The 16,240-nt window shown below is 74.2% G+C and carries 13 protein-coding genes and 1 pseudogene; 7 read left to right on the forward strand and 7 right to left on the reverse strand.

Annotated elements, in window-relative coordinates; translation table 11 throughout:
• Window positions 1–12: 12 nt before the first annotated feature.
• From QA634_RS25345 to QA634_RS25355, 3 genes are all read left to right on the forward strand, one after another.
• On the forward strand, window positions 13–1,176 hold the full coding sequence (locus tag QA634_RS25345; protein WP_283026847.1) for an asparaginase: 1,164 nt from the start codon (window positions 13–15) through the stop codon (window positions 1,174–1,176).
• Between the two features lie 146 nt (window positions 1,177–1,322).
• Window positions 1,323–2,225: a GGDEF domain-containing protein gene (locus QA634_RS25350; RefSeq protein WP_012334757.1), complete on the forward strand. Its 903-nt coding sequence runs from the start codon at window positions 1,323–1,325 to the stop codon at window positions 2,223–2,225.
• A 303-nt stretch (window positions 2,226–2,528) separates the two neighbouring features.
• Window positions 2,529–3,221 (forward strand): response regulator transcription factor, encoded by a 693-nt coding sequence (locus QA634_RS25355; protein ID WP_012334758.1) that lies wholly within the window; start codon window positions 2,529–2,531, stop codon window positions 3,219–3,221.
• Window positions 3,222–3,255: 34 nt separating this feature from the next.
• On the opposite strand, the gene QA634_RS25360 is transcribed toward QA634_RS25355, so the two are convergent.
• Entirely contained in the window at window positions 3,256–4,425 is a 1,170-nt protein-coding gene (locus QA634_RS25360) for a DNA topoisomerase IB (protein ID WP_012334759.1), read from the reverse strand.
• A 227-nt stretch (window positions 4,426–4,652) separates the two neighbouring features.
• Here QA634_RS25360 and QA634_RS25365 point away from each other — a divergent pair, with 227 nt between their 5' ends.
• Window positions 4,653–5,792: a glycosyltransferase gene (locus tag QA634_RS25365; protein WP_012334760.1), complete on the forward strand. Its 1,140-nt coding sequence runs from the start codon at window positions 4,653–4,655 to the stop codon at window positions 5,790–5,792.
• Window positions 5,789–6,487 carry a class I SAM-dependent methyltransferase gene (locus tag QA634_RS25370; protein ID WP_012334761.1) on the forward strand — a complete coding sequence of 233 codons (699 nt, stop codon included), beginning with the start codon at window positions 5,789–5,791 and terminating at the stop codon, window positions 6,485–6,487. The genes QA634_RS25365 and QA634_RS25370 overlap by 4 nt, the downstream gene beginning before the upstream one ends.
• Before the next feature lie 259 nt (window positions 6,488–6,746).
• Here the strand turns inward: QA634_RS25370 and QA634_RS25375 are convergent, their stop codons facing one another.
• A complete protein-coding gene (locus QA634_RS25375) occupies window positions 6,747–7,907 on the reverse strand; it encodes a patatin-like phospholipase family protein (RefSeq protein WP_012334762.1) in 1,161 nt (386 codons plus the stop codon).
• 261 nt (window positions 7,908–8,168) lie between these two features.
• Between QA634_RS25375 and ispG the strand changes: the two genes are divergently transcribed.
• Both ispG and QA634_RS25385 read left to right on the forward strand, forming a co-directional pair.
• Window positions 8,169–9,455 (forward strand): flavodoxin-dependent (E)-4-hydroxy-3-methylbut-2-enyl-diphosphate synthase, encoded by a 1,287-nt coding sequence (gene ispG / locus QA634_RS25380; protein WP_012334763.1) that lies wholly within the window; start codon window positions 8,169–8,171, stop codon window positions 9,453–9,455.
• A gap of 193 nt (window positions 9,456–9,648) precedes the next feature.
• Window positions 9,649–11,621, forward strand: a pseudogene (locus QA634_RS25385) (potassium transporter Kup).
• A 72-nt stretch (window positions 11,622–11,693) separates the two neighbouring features.
• On the opposite strand, the gene QA634_RS25390 reads toward QA634_RS25385, so the two are convergent.
• The 5 genes from QA634_RS25390 to QA634_RS25410 all read right to left on the reverse strand — a co-directional run bounded on the left by QA634_RS25390 (window position 11,694) and on the right by QA634_RS25410 (window position 15,982).
• The gene (locus QA634_RS25390; protein WP_012334765.1) at window positions 11,694–13,049 is read right to left on the reverse strand and encodes a glycosyltransferase; all 1,356 of its coding nucleotides are present in this window, start codon (window positions 13,047–13,049) and stop codon (window positions 11,694–11,696) included.
• Between the two features lie 179 nt (window positions 13,050–13,228).
• The gene (locus tag QA634_RS25395) at window positions 13,229–13,906 is read right to left on the reverse strand and encodes an NrsF family protein (RefSeq protein WP_012334766.1); all 678 of its coding nucleotides are present in this window, start codon (window positions 13,904–13,906) and stop codon (window positions 13,229–13,231) included.
• Entirely contained in the window at window positions 13,899–14,468 is a 570-nt protein-coding gene (locus tag QA634_RS25400; protein ID WP_012334767.1) for a sigma-70 family RNA polymerase sigma factor, read from the reverse strand. Before QA634_RS25400 ends, QA634_RS25395 begins: the two co-directional genes overlap by 8 nt.
• A gap of 9 nt (window positions 14,469–14,477) precedes the next feature.
• Window positions 14,478–15,176 carry an NrsF family protein gene (locus tag QA634_RS25405; protein ID WP_012334768.1) on the reverse strand — a complete coding sequence of 233 codons (699 nt, stop codon included), beginning with the start codon at window positions 15,174–15,176 and terminating at the stop codon, window positions 14,478–14,480.
• Window positions 15,177–15,235: 59 nt separating this feature from the next.
• Window positions 15,236–15,982, reverse strand: a complete 747-nt coding sequence (locus QA634_RS25410; protein WP_012334769.1) for a DUF1223 domain-containing protein — start codon at window positions 15,980–15,982, stop codon at window positions 15,236–15,238.
• Window positions 15,983–16,240: the final 258 nt, after the last annotated feature.

The raw sequence follows: 16,240 nt of genomic DNA on the forward strand, positions 1-16,240 counted from the left end.
CCGGGGGCCGCTATGGTGGCCGGCGCGCCGCAAGGCCGCTCCCGGTCCCAAACGGAAGATCGCCCCGATGCCCCACGCCCCCTCCGCCGGTGCCTCGCCGCGCTCCTGCTCGGCGCCCTGCCCCTCGCCGCCCCCGCGCTGGCCCTCGAAGCGCCGCAGCCCGAGGCGGCCGCCCCTTCCGCCGCCCGCAAGGCGAGCATCGTGATCCTGGCCACCGGCGGCACCATCGCCGGGGCGGGCGCCGATGCCAGCAACAGCGCCACCTACCAGGCCGCCAAGGTGCCGGTGGACAAGCTCATCGCCGCCGTGCCGGCGCTCGGCGAAGTCGCCGCCGTGCGGGGCGAGCAGGTCTTCCAGATCGCCTCCGAGAGCTTCACCAACGCGCAGCTCGTCACCCTCGCCAAGCGCGTGGCCGACCTCGTGAAGCGGGACGACGTCGACGGCGTCGTCGTTACCCACGGCACCGACACCCTGGAGGAGACCGCCTACTTCCTCGACCTCGTCGTGCCGACCGACAAGCCGATCGTGGTGGTGGGCTCGATGCGGCCCTCGACCGCCCTCTCGGCCGACGGCGCCCTCAACCTCATGGACGCGGTCGCCACGGCGGCCTCGCCGGATTCCCGCGGCAAGGGCGTCCTCGTCACCATGAACGACGAGATCCAGGCCGGCCGCGACGTGACGAAGCGCGTCAACATCAAGCCGAGCGCCTTCTCCAGCCAGTGGGGGCCGCTCGGCATGGTGGTCGAGGGCAGGACCTACTATTTCCGCGCCCCGGTGAAGCGGCACGGCACCAGCTCGGAATTCGACATCGCGGCGATCGACGCGCTGCCCGAGGTGGCGATCGTGTACGGCGCGGGCAACATGAACCCCGCCCCCTACGCGGCGGCCGTGCAGGCGGGCGCCAAGGCGATCATCCACGCGGGCACCGGCAACGGCTCGGTGGCCGGCTACCTCGTCGACACCCTCAGGGACCTGCGCCAGCGCGGCACGGTGATCATCCGCTCGTCGCGGGTCGGCGACGGGTTCGTCCTGCGCAACGCCGAGCAGCCCGACGACCGCTACGACTGGGTCGTCGCCCACGACCTCAATCCGCAAAAGGCAAAGATCCTGGCCGCCGTCGCCCTCACGCGCACCAGTGACAGCAAGGAGCTGCAGCGCATCTTCTGGCAGTACTGACCGGTGAAACCGGGGCCGGAGGCCATCCCCCCTTGGGTCGCCCCGGCCCGCTCGTCTTGAGACGGCGTTAATCAACCTGCGCGATGGTGCGGCGGACTGAGAACTACCCGCCCGCGCCCCGGACGGGCCATCGCGCAGGGGACGTCATGCACATCGTCGTCGTCGATCCGAGCCGGGTCGTGCTGAAGGTGATCGGCGGGCTGCTCGACCCGCGCGGCCACACCGTGAACACCTTCACGGATTCGCGCGAGGCGCTCGACTACGTGACCGCCAACGAAGCCGTCACGGCGCTGATCACCAGCCTGGAGGTGCGGCCGCTGACCGGGCTCGAACTGTGCTGGTCGGCCCGCCTGCTGGCGGAGGCGCACCGCCCCCTCTACATCATCGCGATGTCCTCGGCCCGCAACGCCCGCAACCTCGCCGAGGTGCTCGACAGCGGCGCCGACGACTTCATCGACAAGCCCCCGGGCGGCGAGGAGCTCTACGCCCGGCTGCGGGCCGCCGAGCGCGTGACCCGGATGCAGCGCGAGCTGATCCGCCTCGCCGAGACCGACTCGCTCACGGAACTCCTGAACCGCCGCGCCTTCGTGCAGCGGGTGGCCGAGATCGCCGGGCGCGCGGGCAACCATGGCAAGCTCGCCCTCGTCGTCGCGGACATCGACAATTTCAAGCGCATCAACGACGAGCACGGCCACGCCCTCGGCGACGTCGCCATCCAGGGCGTGGCGACCGCCCTCTCGGAGGTGCCGGACTCGCTCGTCGGGCGCCTCGGCGGCGAGGAATTCGGCGTCGCCCTCCCGGGCCGGAGCCTGGAGGAGGCCGAGGCCATCGCCAACCGCCTGCGGCTGCGCTGCACGCAGCTGCGCTTCAAGGGCCGGCACGGCCCGGTCCAGCTCAGCTGCAGCTTCGGGGTGAGCGCGTGGTCGGAGGGCGAGACGATCGAGGGCCTGCACAAGCGGGCCGACATTGCCCTCTACGAGGCGAAGGCGACCGGGCGCAACCGCGTGGTCTCCGCCTTCACGGACCTCGTCCTCGCCCGCGCGGGCTGAGGCCCCTCGGTAAACGCCCACGATAGCGCCGCCCCCCGGTGAGCGCCTATCGAGGGCGCGGTCACCGCCCGTCCGTTCCGAACTGGCACAGGTGCCGGGCGCCCATCCCGGAACGTTCCCGCATGCGAGCCCGACTTCGCCGGACAGAACCGGCCTCGCGGGTCGCGCGTAAACCATAGCAACCGACAATTTCCCTTGAGTCTCCGTGCGGCGCGGTCCGCCGCGCCGCGGTTGGAACGCCGCTTGATCATCACACTCCGTCAACCAGGCGCGTGTGCCGCGCCGAGACGGAGGCAGAACGGCATGAGTGACGCCGTGAATGTGCTGATCATCGACGAGCCGCCGGATCTCGGGGCGGCCTTCCGCGCAACGCTGGAACATCATCCCGAGCTTCGGACGCTGGATGAATCCGGCCTGCGCGCGGGCTCCGGGGGCCTGCTGCTCGACGGCGTCGCCCTCGTCTTCTCCGCGCGGAGCGCGAGCGCCGTCGCGGCGCTGCGGGAGCGCCACCCGCGCCTGAAGGTGCTGGTCGCCTTCCTGGCCGCCGACGCGGCGACCCTGACCCAGCTCGCCGCGTCGGGCGCCGACGCCTTCGTGGCGCGCTCGGCCTCGCCGCGGGAGATCTGCGCCGCGATCCTGGCCCTCGCCCACGGCATGCCGCTCGGCGGCGCGGTCCCGGAGGCGGTCGGGACCGAGGAGGTGGCCGCGAGCCTCGGCCTCACCCCCCGGGAGGCCGAGGTGCTGCGCTTCCTCAGCGCCGGGTTCAGCAACAAGGAGGTGGCGCGCCGCCTCACCGTGAGCGTGCGCACCGTCGAGACGCATCGCCTCAACCTGCGCCGCAAGACCAAGACCGGGCGGCTCAAGGACCTCGTCCAGCTCGCCCGGCAGATGGGCCTCGCGCCGGTGATCGACACCGAGCCGTCGAGCCATCGGCCGGCCGTGGCGGGCCGCAGCGCGCGCCACGGCAGCTCGTCCCACGCGGCGGCCCCCCATTGAGGCGGGGCCGCCGCGGAATGGCCGGAGCGGCCCGTCAGGCCGCCCGGCGGGCAGCCGCGCGGGTCCTGCCCGCTCCCTTGCGACTCCTCTGCGCCGCGGGCCCCTCGGCGGGCGCGTCCGCCGCCAGCCGCCCCTGGAGCAGAGCCAGCACGGCGGTCTCCTCCGGCCGCAGCCGGTGGATGTCCTCCCGCAGCTCCGCCTCGATCTCGTCGCGCGCCCGCAGCAGGAAGCTCCCTTCGAGGTAGGAGCCGAGGATCTCCGGGTGGATGTAGCACTTGCGGCAGATCGTCGGCGTGTTGCCGAGCCGCTCGGCCACCCGCTCGATGGCGCTGCGCACGTTGCGCTTGGCCGCCGCCTGGCTGTCGAAGGTCTCGAATTCCCGCAGCGCCAGGGCCGCCAGCACCGTGCCCGACCAGGTGCGGAAATCCTTGGCGGTGATGTCCCGGCCGGTGATCTCCCGCAGGTAGGCGTTGACGTCGGCCGAGGTCACGTCGCGCTGCACCCCGTCCTCGTCGAGGTACTGGAACAGCTCCTGGCCCGGCAGGTCCTGGCAGGCCTTCACGATCTTGGCCACGCGCCGGTCGCGCAGGGCCAGCTGCCAGACCTTGCCGCTCTTGCCCTTGAAGCGGAATTTCAGCTCCGCGCCCTCGACGTTCACGTGCGGGTCGCGCAGGGTCGTGAGCCCGAAGGAGCGGTTGGCGCGGGCGTAATCGTCGTTCCCGACCCGGATCAGCGTGGTCTCCAGCAGGTGGACCACCGTGGCGAGCACCTTCTCCCGCGGCAGGCCCCGCCGGCCCATATCCTCCTGCACCCGCGCCCGCAGGGCCGGCAGCGCCCGCGCGAAGTCCATCATGTGGGCGAACTTGGTCGAGTCCCGCGCCTCCCGGAACTGCGGATGGTAGCGGTACTGCTTGCGGCCGCGATCGTCCCGCCCCGTCGCCTGGATGTGCCCGTTGGGATGCCGGCAGATCCAGACATCCGTGTAGGCCGGCGGGATCGCCAGGGCCCTGATGCGCTTGAGCACCGCCTCGTCGCGGACCGGCCGGCCGTCCGGGTCGATGTAGCGGAAGCCGCGCCCGTTGCGCTTGCGGCGATAGCCGGGCTCCTCGTCGCTGACGTAGCGCAGCCCGATCTCGCGGGCGGCCTCGCGCGGGTCGGCGCGACCCTCCGGCGCGGACGGCGCGGTCTCGGGATCCGACGGCATGCGGGGCCTCGCTCGGCAGGACGCAACGGGTGGATGCTCAACCGTGGCGTGCCGCGGCGGGTTCCTGCGGCGGGATGGTCGGGGCGGGCAGGATGCCGCCGCAGCCTCGCGGCGACCCGCCGCGCGCCGGCGCGCGGGCGAGGCGTCCCGTCCGACCTTCCGGCCCGCCGGCGGTTTCCCCCGGCGGTCCTCCGGGTTAGGGAGGCGGGCGAGAGCAGGAGAGCCGCGTGACCGCAGCCGAAGGCCAGAAGACCATCGCGTTCGTCGTCACGGAGGATTGGTTCTTCGCCTCGCACTTCCTGCCCATGGCCCGGGCCGCCGTCGCGGCCGGGCACCGGGTCGCGGTGGTGACGCGGGTGCGCGACCATCGCGGCGCGATCGAGGCCGCGGGCGCCCAGGTGGTGGCCCTGGAGGCCGAGCGGTCGAGCCTGAACCCGATGAGCGCGGGCTACGCCGCAGGCCAGCTCGCCGCGCTGCTGAAGGCCCTGCGGGCCGACCTCGTGCACTGCGTCGCGCTGCGCGGCATCCTGGTGGGCGGCGCCGCCGCCGCCCTCGCCGGCATCCCCCGGCGCGTCTACGCGCTCACCGGGCTCGGCCTCCTGGGCGCCCGGCAGGACCGCGCCGCGCGCCTCGCCCGGGGGGCGCTGCGCCACCTGATCCGCGGGCCGCTGGAGACCCGGGCGACCCGCTACCTCGTGGAGAATCCCGACGACGCGGCGCTCCTCGGCCTCGACCCGGCCGAGAGCCGCGTCACCCTGGTGGGCGGCGCCGGGGTCGATCCGCGGGCCTTCGCGCCGACGCCGCTGCCGCCCCTGCCGCCCCTGCGGGTCGCCCTCGTCGCCCGCATGCTGTGGTCGAAGGGCGTCGACACCGCCGTGGAGGCCGTGCGCCTCGCCCGCGCCGGCGGCGCGCCGGTCGAACTCGCCCTCTACGGGGCGCCCGACCCCTCGAACCGCCGGGCGATCCCGGAGGCGACCCTGCGGGGCTGGGCCGGCGACGGCGTGGCGTGGCACGGGCCGACCGCGGACGCGGCCGGCGCCTACGCGGCCGCGCAGGTCGGCTGCCTGCCCTCCCGCGGCGGCGAGGGCCTGCCCCGCACCCTGCTCGAAGCCGCCTCCTGCGGCCGGGCCATCGTCACCACGGACGTGCCGGGCTGCCGCACCCTCGTGCGCGACGGGATCGAGGGCCGGCTCGTCCCGCCGGACGACCCCGCCGCCCTCGCGGCCGCCCTGGCGCGCCTCGCCGCCGACCCGGCGCGGGTCGCCGCCATGGGCGAGGCCGCGCGCCGGCGCATCCTCGAGGGCGGCTTCACCGAGGAGGCGGTGGCCTCGGCGGTCGCCCGCCTCCACGCCGCGATGCTCGCGTGACGCCGCGCCCCGTCCCGGATCCGGAGGCGTCCGCCCTGCGCGAGCCGCTGCGCTTCATCCGGGCCAACACCGCCCTGCGGCCGGTGCCGCACGCGCCGGAGATCCGCCTCCACGTCGCCGACGAGGCCACGGAGCTGTGGAGCCGCACCGAGGAGGAGCTGGGCGAGATCGGCCTGCCCCCGCCCTTCTGGGCCTTCGCCTGGGCGGGGGGCCAGGGGCTTGCCCGCTACGTCCTCGATCACCCCGAGACGGTGCGGGGCGCCCGGGTGCTCGACTTCGCCTCCGGCTCCGGCCTCGTCTCCATCGCGGCCGCGCGCGCGGCCGCCGCCGCCGTCGAGGCGAGCGACCTCGATCCCTTCGCGCTGGCGGCGATCGGCCTCAACGCCGCCGAGAACGGCGTCGCCGACCGGGTCCGGGCCGTCGCCGGCGACCTCATCGGCCGCGACGAGGGCTGGGACTGCGTGCTCGCCGCCGACATCTTCTACGAGCGCGACCTCGCGGCCCGGGTCGGCGACTGGCTCGCCGCCCTGCAGGCGAGGGGGGCCCGCGTCCTCCTGGGGGATCCGGGCCGGGCCTACCTGCCGGCGGCGCGGCTCGACAGGCTCGCCACCTACGCGGTGCCGGTGAGCCGCGCCCTGGAGGATGCCGAGATCAAGCGCACCGGGGTGTGGCGCTTCGCGCCGGACGGCGCCTGACGCCGACGGCCGTGTCCGTCGGCCGTCGGCTCCGGTCTCGAATCGCCGCCAAGGTGAACGTGTCTCGCCGAGCCGATGGCTCGTGTCGCGCATGCGAGAGGGCCGACGGCCCGGTGCGTCGACATCCGGGGCCGTCGGGACGAGGCGAGTCATTCGACATCCGACGGATTGCGTCGCCATGCGGATGTCGGCTGCGCTCAGGCGCCGCGCTCGGGCGCCGCGCGGGCTCGTGATCCGGGATCCGCTGCGATCAACCGGATCACCCGTACATGGCGCGCAGGTCGAGGCTGCTCTCGCGCCCGACCGCGTCGAAATGCTGGTCGAGCCACGCCCGCGCGGCCGCGCGCCCGGCGTCGCGCAGGCGCAAGAGGAACGGCCACTGCGCCTTGAGCTTCGTCGCCGCGGTGTAGTCGTCGAGTTCGCCGCTGCCGTCGATCCGGTGCAGCCGCAGCGGCCGGTAGCCCTCGGTCGCCAGCGCCCCCTCGTCGACCAATCCCTGCACGAAGTCGATCGCCCGCAATTCCCGCAGGAGATTGCCGTTGAAGGTGATCTCGTTCAGGCGGTCGCGTATCTCCTGGGGCGTGCGCGGCGTCTCGCGCCGCTCGACCGGGTTGATCTGGATCAGCAGGATGTCGCGGGTCTCGGCCCCGTGATAGAGGGGGTAGAGGGGCGGGTTGCCGAGATAGCCCCCGTCCCAGTAGGGCACGCCGTCGATCTCCACCGCCTGGAACACGGTCGGCAGGCAGGCCGAGGCCATGACGTGGTCGGCCGTCAGGTCGCGGCCCTCGAAGACCGCGATCTTGCCCGTCCAGACATTGGTGGCCGAGATGAAGAGCGGCGGCGCGTTCTCGCGGCGCAGCGCCTCGAAATCCACCGTGTCGGTCAGCGCCCGCTTGAGCGGGTTGATGTTGAGCGGATTGGCCGCGTAGGGGCTGGCGAGGCTCGCCCAGACCTCGGCGAGCGGGGTGCGCCGCCACAGGCGCAGCATGCCGTCGAAGGCGCGCTGCTGGCTGTGCGGCAGGTCGCCGTCGAGGCTCACCTCCCGCCAGAAGGCTTCGAGCTGCGCCCGCGCGCCCTCGGGCCCGTCCTTCAGCCAGCCATGCGTCATCACCACGGCGTTCATCGCCCCGGCGCTCGCCCCGGTGATCGCCTCGAAGGCGAGGCGGCCGTCCTCGATCAGGGCGTCGAGCACGCCCCACGTGAAGGCGCCGTGGGCGCCGCCGCCCTGCAGGGCGAGGGCGATGCCCTTCTCGGCCCGCGGCCCCGCGAGGCGCCGGCCGGGCGACGCGTCCGGGCGGCTCCCGGGATCGCGGGCGGCCTCGACGCCGACCGGATCGGCCCCGACGGGGCCGGCGGAGGCGGCGCCGGCGGCGCCGGCGGAGGCGACGGAGAGGCGGGTTCTGTCGAGCGTGTCGGTCATGGCCTGCCACCGATTGTTGCGCTGCAATACAAGATGGTGCGATGCACAGGCGGCGCAAGCCTCCCGCCCGGTCGGCGCCTCGACAGGAGAGGGGCGATAGGTCATGAAGCGGGCGGGCCTCTCGGGGCCATCTGCCCGGGCGGGCCTCGCGCGGCCGGGAGGATGAGGCGTGCGCGCCGTCACAGACTTGACGCCGGCCGCGCGCAGGATCAGCTAAACCGCTTGACGCCGGAGCGGGAACCGCCCGGCACGAGGGATCCGATGCAACCCATGGAAGCTTCCGCCGCGCCCGAGATCGCAGGCCCGGCGCCCCGGCACGGCACCGTCGGCGTGCGGATCGGCGAGGGCGAGGGCGCCGTCACGATCGGCGGCGGCGCGCCCATCGTCGTCCAGTCGATGACGAACACCGACACGGCGGACATCGACGCCACCGTGGCGCAGGTCGCCGCGCTCGCCCGCGCCGGCTCCGAGATCGTGCGCATCACCGTCGACCGCGACGAGGCCGCCGCCGCGGTGCCGAAGATCCGCGAGCGCCTGGACCGCATCGGCGTCCACGTGCCCCTCGTCGGCGACTTCCACTACATCGGCCACAAGCTCCTCTCCGACCACCCGGCCTGCGCCGAGGCGCTCGCCAAGTACCGGATCAATCCGGGCAACGTCGGCTTCAAGGAGAAGAAGGACCTCCAGTTCTCGACCATCGTCGAGATGGCGGCCCGGTACGGCAAGGCCGTGCGCATCGGCGCGAACTGGGGCTCCCTCGACGAGGCGCTCCTCACCCGCCTGATGGACGAGAACGCCCGCAGCGAGCGACCGGTCGATGCCCGCGCGGTGATGCGCGAGGCCATGGTGCAGTCCGCCCTCCTCTCCGCCGACCGGGCGGTCGAGATCGGCCTGCCGAAGGACCGCATCGTGCTCTCCGCCAAGGTCTCGGCGGTGCAGGACCTGATCGCGGTCTACCGCGAGGTCGCCCGCCGCTCGGACTACGCGATCCACCTCGGCCTGACCGAGGCCGGCATGGGCACCAAGGGCATCGTCGCGGCCTCGGCCGCCATGGGCGTGCTCCTGCAGGAGGGCATCGGCGACACGATCCGCTACTCGCTCACCCCGGAGCCCGGCGGCGACCGCACCGTGGAGGTGAAGGCCGCCCAGGAACTGCTCCAGACGATGGGCTTCCGCACCTTCGTGCCCCTCGTCGCCGCCTGCCCGGGCTGCGGGCGCACCACCTCGACGGTGTTCCAGGAACTCGCCCGCGACATCCAGAACTGGATCGCGACCTCGATGCCGGAATGGCGCAAGACCTATCCGGGCGTCGAGACCCTGAACGTGGCGGTGATGGGCTGCATCGTGAACGGCCCGGGCGAATCGAAGCACGCCGACATCGGCATCTCGTTGCCGGGAACCGGCGAGAGCCCCTCCGCCCCCGTCTTCATCGACGGCAAGAAGGCGATGACCTTGCGCGGGGCCACCCTTGCCAAGGATTTCGAAACCATCGTCATCGACTACATTGAGCGCCGATTCGGCCAGGGCCGGCGGAGCGCGGCGGAGTAACCTTGCGCCGCCCCGGCGGCGCAACGCGCGGACGGGGCGGAAAGCTAGGCATGTGCACAGCCGCATGCTATGATCCGGGCGATTTCGAGGCCGGGTTCGCCACGCGCCCGGCCCCCAAAGGCCTCGTGCCGCCGAATGGCCCTGACCCATGCCCGGCGGCCCCTGCCGCTCGCGGGCGGACCCTCGATCAGCTATGACGCAGTCAGCCGCACCCGCGGGTGGGCGCCCCGGCGCCCCGCCCGAATCCCTGACCCCGCCGAGCGGCGGTCCGCCCACCCCGCCGGCAGCGTCGATGAGCCCGAGGGCCACGTCGCGACCCACGCGAAGTTCTGGACGCTGTTCATTGGCTCGATCGGCGTCGTCTACGGCGACATCGGCACGAGCCCGCTCTACGCCTTCCGGGAGGCCCTGGCCCCCGGCCGCGCCGACGGGGTGCTGAGCCAGGAGGAGGTGCTGGGCACCGTCTCGCTGCTGCTCTGGGCGCTGATCCTGATCGTCACCATCAAGTACGTCCTGCTGCTTCTGCACATGGACAACAAGGGCGAGGGCGGGATCCTCTCGCTGATGGCGCTCGCCCGCAAGGCGCTGGGCGGCTCGCGGACCGTCTTCCTGCTGGGGCTGCTCGGGGCCGCCCTGTTCTACGGCGACGCCATCATCACCCCGGCGATCTCGGTGCTCTCGGCGGTGGAGGGCCTGAAGCTCGTCACGCCGGCCTTCGACCACTACGTGCTGCCGATCACGATCGCCATCATCGTGCCGCTCTTCCTGGTGCAGAGCCGCGGCACCGGGCGGATGGCGAGCTTCTTCGGGCCGATCACGCTGGTCTGGTTCCTCGCCATGGCGGTGGCGGCGGTGCCGCACATCCTGCGCCGGCCGGACGTGCTGCTCGCCCTCAACCCGCTGCACGCGGCGACCTACCTGGTCAGCCACGGCGCCGGCGCCCTGGTGGTGCTCGGCGCAGTCTTCCTGGCGGTGACGGGGGCCGAGGCGCTCTTCGCCGATCTCGGCCATTTCGGCCGCCGGCCGATCCAGGCCGCCTGGAGCGCGGTGGTGGGGCCGTCCCTGGCCATCAACTATCTGGGCCAGGCGGCCCTGGTCCTGACCTACCCGGACGCGTCGGACCCCTTCTTCCAGCTCGTGCCGGAATGGGCGCTGCTGCCGATGGTGATCCTCGCCACCGCCGCCACGGTGATCGCCAGCCAGGCGGTCATCACCGGCGCCTTCTCGCTGTCGCGCCAGGCGGTGCAGCTCGGCCTGCTGCCGCGGCTGGAGATCCGCCACACCTCCGAGGCGCATTCCGGCCAGATCTTCCTGCCGCAGATCAACCTGCTGCTGATGGTCGGCGTCGTGGTGCTGGTCTTCCTGTTCCGCTCGTCGAGCGCCCTGGCCTCGGCCTACGGCATCGCGGTGACCGGCACGATGCTGATCACGGCGAGCCTCGCCTTCCTGGTCCTGTGGCGCTTCTGGAACTGGTCGCCGCTGGCGGCCGGCGCCGTCATGGTGCCGTTCATCGCCATCGAGATCATGTTCCTGGTCTCGAACCTGCTCAAGGTCTTCGAGGGCGGCTACGTGCCCCTGATGCTGGCCGGCGTGCTGCTGCTGCTGATGTGGACCTGGGTGCGCGGGGTCACGATCCTGTTCAACAAGACCCGCAAGACCGATGTGCCATTGGTCGAGCTGGTCAGCATGCTGGAGAAGAGCCCGCCCCACCACGTCAAGGGCACGGCGGTGTTCCTGACCAGTGACCCCGAGACCGCCCCGGCGGCTTTGCTGCACAACCTCAAGCACAACAAGGTGCTGCACGAGAAGAACGTCGTGCTCACCGTGAAGACGATCGACCTGCCGCGCCTCGCCGATGCCGACCGGATCCGCATCGAGCCGATGGGCCCGCATTTCTGGCGGGTGGTGATGAAGTTCGGCTACATGGAATCGCCGAACATCCCGAAAGGGCTGGCGCTGCTGCGCAAGCAGGGCTTCAAGTTCGACATCATGGCGACGTCGTTCTTCCTGTCCCGCCGCTCGATCCGGCCGGCCGCGCAATCCGGCATGCCGCTCTGGCAGGACCGCATCTTCATCGCCCTCGCCCGCAACGCCAACGACGCGACCGACTTCTTCCAGATCCCGACCGGGCGCGTGGTCGAAGTCGGCACGCAGGTCACGGTGTAGGGCGAGGCGCGCCGCCCCCCGCCCGTCCTCGGGGGCGTTGCGGGCACCGGTCGGCGCAGGCCCGGGGCGGGCTCACCCACCCGCCGCGACGCCGTCGAGCACCGCCAGGATCTCGCGCCCGGTGTCGTACCGGGCGAAGCAGGCCGCCAGGGCGCGCGCCCGCGCCCGGTAGGCGGGCGCGTCGAGCACCGCGTCGACGGCCCGGCGCAGGGCAGCGGGCTCCTGGCCCGAAGCGGGACTTTGGCTCGAAGCGGGACTTGGGCCCGAAGCGGGACTTGGGCCCGAAGCGGGACTTGGGCCCGAAGCGGGACTTGGGCCCTCCTCGCGCAGGAAGATCCCGGCCCCCGACCAGCCGACGCGCGCCCCGACCTCGGCCTTGTCCTCGGTGAGCCCGGCCGAGACGATCGGCACCCCCGCCTGCAGGGCCGCCAGCACCGTGCCGTAGCCGCCATTGGTGACGAGGGCATCGACCCGCGGCATCAGCTCGGCGAAGGGCAGAAAGGTCGCCGCCCGCGCATTGGCCGGCAGCGGGACCCGGATCGCGTCCAGGGGCCGCCCGCCGGTCGTCGCCACCACGAGCACGTCGTCCCGGTCGGCGAGGGCGCGCAGCGTCGGCTCGACCAGCTCGCCGAAATCCTCGTTGGCGAGGGTGCCCTGCGTCACCAGGACGACGCGCGAGGCGCCGTCGAGGTCGGACCACCAGGCCGGACGAGGCCCGGAGACCGGCGGCGGGGGCAGCGCGCCGACGAAGCGGATCGAGGGCGGCAGCGGCGCGAAATCGTACTCGAAATCCGGGATCGTCAGCTGGATGACCGCGTCCGGCAGGGTGAGGATCGAGTGGGTCAGCGAGGCCGGCAGCCCCGGCAGTCCCATCCGGGCGAGCGCCGCGTCCGCCGCGGCGCGGACCGGGCCCGTGAAGGCGCGGTCGACCTGCGCCCGGATCGCCGCGTAGAGCGCCCGCTCGGCCTCGTCCCGCGCCGGGGGCAGGCCGGGGCCGAGCGGCGCGCCGTCCGGTCGGTCGAGGAACAGGAAGCTGATGTTGCAGGTCACCACCGGCGGCCGCTCCCGGCGGTCGAGGAGGAGCGGCAGCACGCCGAGGAACAGGCTCCCGGCCACCACCGCGTCCGGCCGCTCGGCCGCGATCAGCGCGCGCAGGGCCTTGGCCTGGCCCGGCATGCTGTCGATGAAGCGCCGCTCGAATTCCCGCCGGCCGCGCTCCGGCCCGGGCGGCAGCGAGGTCTCGCGGTACTCGGGCGCGTGGTCGTCCGCGTAGGCCGCGCAGCGGAAACCCGCCGCCTCCACCCTCCCCCGCATCGCCGCGGAGGTGAGCACCACCACCTCGTCCCCGCGGGCGGCCGCGATCCGCGCCACCGCGAGCAGGGGGTTGACGTGTCCGGTCAGGGGCGTCGCCGCCAGGATGAGTTTCATCGCCGTCTCCCGATCTCCCGGATCGATGGGGTACCCCATCGCGGGGCCCGCGCCGGGTGCGCAGGTCTCCGTTCCGCCTAGGGCATTTTCCGACGAAGTGGATGCCGGTTCGTCGCAGAAAATGCTGCAAGATCAAAGACCTAGAGCAGTACCCGATTGCAACGTGATCGGGTGCTGCTCTAGCCCCCGCCGTGCGGCGGCGGCGCCCGCCCGCCGCCGAGCAGGCGCCCGCCCGCCAGCGCGTTCGCGCCGATCACCGCCGCGACCGCGGCGGCGTGCACGGCGAGGTCCGTCCCGGTCGCGTCGTGCGGGTGGAACAGGACCAGGATCGCGGCCGCCGCCGCCGCCGCCGCGAGCCCCGCCAGGGCAGCAGTGAGGACCGGCCGCAGCGGGCAGGCCCGGCGCAGCATCGCCGCGAGGAGGAGGGAGAGCGGCAGCGAGACCGCGACCAGGAAGACCGCGCAGCCGCGCATCTCCCCGGCATCCGGCAGGTCCGTCCCGGGGGCGATCCAGGCCCGCAGGCAGCCGAGGCCGCTCGCCGCGAGCCAGAGCGCGGCGGGCGGCAGGGGCAGCAGCGCCCAGCGCGGCGAGCGGCCGGGCACGCTGGTGCAGAAGGCGGCGAACGCCGCGGCCGCGGCGGTGAGCACGGCGCCGAGGGCGGCGAGGGCGAGGTCCGGCACGCCCATGCGCAGCCGCAGGGCCTGCACGTCGACGAAGGGCAGCGTCAGCAGGGCGAGGCCGAGCGCGGCGGCGCACCAGGCGAGACCCCGGCGGAGCGGGCTGGGCAGCGGGCGGACGGGCCTGAGGTCGCGGGCGAGCGCCTCGACCAGGATCTCGTGGGCAGGGGCGTCAGACATGGCCGTCCTCCCTGTCGGGCGCGAGCGCGGCGCGCAAGGATTTCAGCGCCCGGTGCAGGTTCACCTTGAGCGCCCCCTTGCTGCGGCCGGTCGCGGCCGCGGCCTCGGCGAGGGAGCGCTCGCGCAGGGAGAGCTGCTCGACGGCCTGTCGCTGGCCCTCCGGCAGCGCCGCGACCGCGCGGGCGAGGCGCGCCTCGCGCTGGCGGCGCTCGATGGCCTCGCCGGGGAGCGGTCCCCCGTCGCTCTCGGCCTCGTAGGCGAGCGGGTCGTGCACCTCCTGCGGGCGGCGGCCCGTCCGACGCACGAGGTCGATGGCGCGGCGCTGGGCGATGGCGCGCAGCCAGGGCAGGAAGGGCCGGGCCGGATCGTAGGTGGCGCGGGCCCGGTGCACCGTGAGGAGCGCGTCCTGGACCACGTCGTCCACCGCGTCCCCGCGCACGCCCTGGCCCCGCGCGGCCGCGGCGATGACCGGCACGCAGTCGCGCAGGAGCACCCGGTAGGCGGCGGCGTCGCCCCCCTGCGCCGCCGCCATCGCGGCCGAGAGCCTGGTCTCGAGGTCCATGGCCGCGCCTCACCCGATCCCGGACCGGCCAGGGGCGGGCGGCATCGGCTCGCCGGGGCGAGGATCGACGAGCAGCGCCCGCCCCAGGCCCGACCCCGCCCCGACCATGGCGGCGATGGCGGCCACCTGCGCGGCGACGTCGCGCCCGGACGGCCGGTAGGGATGGAACAGGGCGACCAGGGTCGCGGCGGTGGCCGCCGCCGCGAGGCCGATCAGGGCGCCCGTGAGGCGCGGGCGCAAGGGGTGGCCGCGCCGCACGACCTCGCCGAGGAGCAGCGCGACCGGGACCGCGACGCCGACGATGAACAGGAGGCTCGCGGCCGTCTCGGCCGGGGTCGCCGGGTGGTGCTCCATCTCGCGGCCGCTCAGGGACGCGGCGAGCCCCGCCCCGAGCCAGATCGCGGCCGGCGCCAGCGCCAGCGCGGTCCAGCCCCGGCCGCGGTCCGGCAACCCGGTCAGCACCGCCGCCGCGGCCGCCCCCGCGGCGGTCGCGGCCGAGCAGGCGAGCATCACGCCGATCTCCGGCATGGCGGCGACCCGCGCGGCGAGGTCGCCGAGGTCGGAGACCGCCGCGAGGCCCGCCGCCATGGCGAGCACGACCGCGCCCCAGGCCGCGATGCGCCGCCCGGGCGGGGCGAGGCGGCGCATCGGCTCGAGGCGCCGCGCCAAGCCCTCGATCGTGGCGCGGTGGCGCCGGTCCTGTGCCATCGCCGAACTCTCCCTTTTGGCGGGCGGGACGGCCCGCGCGAGCGGGGCGCCCCGCCGCGTCATGAGATGGGCGCGAGCCGCGCGGCGGCGAGGATCCGCCCGTCCGGCGCCTGCAGGAGGATGGCCGCGTCCTCGCCCGCGGGCGCCGGATGGACCAAGCGCAGCGGGGCGCCGCGCCAGGACCCGAGATCCCGGATCGCCCGGACGACGTTCGACTCGGTCAGGGTGCGGCCGGCATTCTCGCCGCGCCGGACCGGGGTCCTGTGCGCGCGATCGAAGCCGACGAGGATGAGCCGGCCCTCGCCCGGCCCCGCCCCGACCGCGACGGCGATCCCGTCCGGGCCGCGCCTCAGGGTCAGGGCCGGGCCGGCCTGCCGGTCGGCCCCTTCTGGGTCTGCCTCTGCCGGGGCGGCCCCTGCCGGGGCGGCCTTTTCCCGCGCGGCTCGCGCCCGGGCGATCGCGCGCCCGGCGGCCTCCCTGTCCGATCCGACGACGCTCTCCCGCCCGTCGATCACGAGTTGCGGGGTGAAGGAGACGCCGTCGAACCGCGCCGCGTCGCCGGCCTGCCGCGCGGTCGCCTCCGGCAGCGAGAGCGGATCGTGCCAGCCGAGGCCGTTCCAGGAGGTGACGTGGAAAGTGAGCGGGAGCAGGTCGGGACGCTCGCGGGCGAGGTCGGTCACGAAGGCGTCGGCCGGCGGGCAGGAGGAGCAGCCCTGCGAGGTGAAGAGTTCGAGCACGACCGGCCGCTCGGCGGCGCGGGCGGGCACGACGGCGAGGAGAGCCAGGAGGGCGAGGAATGGACGCATCGGGGCGGGCCTGCGCTTGGGTGACGCGCCGGATTCGCCCGCGCGCCCGTCCCGGTTACGGCCCCGCGCCCGGGACCGGGGCGCGCCGCGGGGGCGACGGCGAGGAGAATCCGTCCGCGGGTCTCGCGGGACGATGGGCAGCCCGGCGACGGGCAGGTCTTCAGCGTCCCCGTTGAGCATGTCCCAACCCCTCGACCAGTCCGCTGCGCCGGCTCCGCAAGCTTCGCTGTGGCGGGGTCGCAACACCGCGAAAGCATC

This window comes from Methylobacterium sp. CB376, assembly GCF_029714205.1.
Lineage (GTDB): Bacteria > Pseudomonadota > Alphaproteobacteria > Rhizobiales > Beijerinckiaceae > Methylobacterium.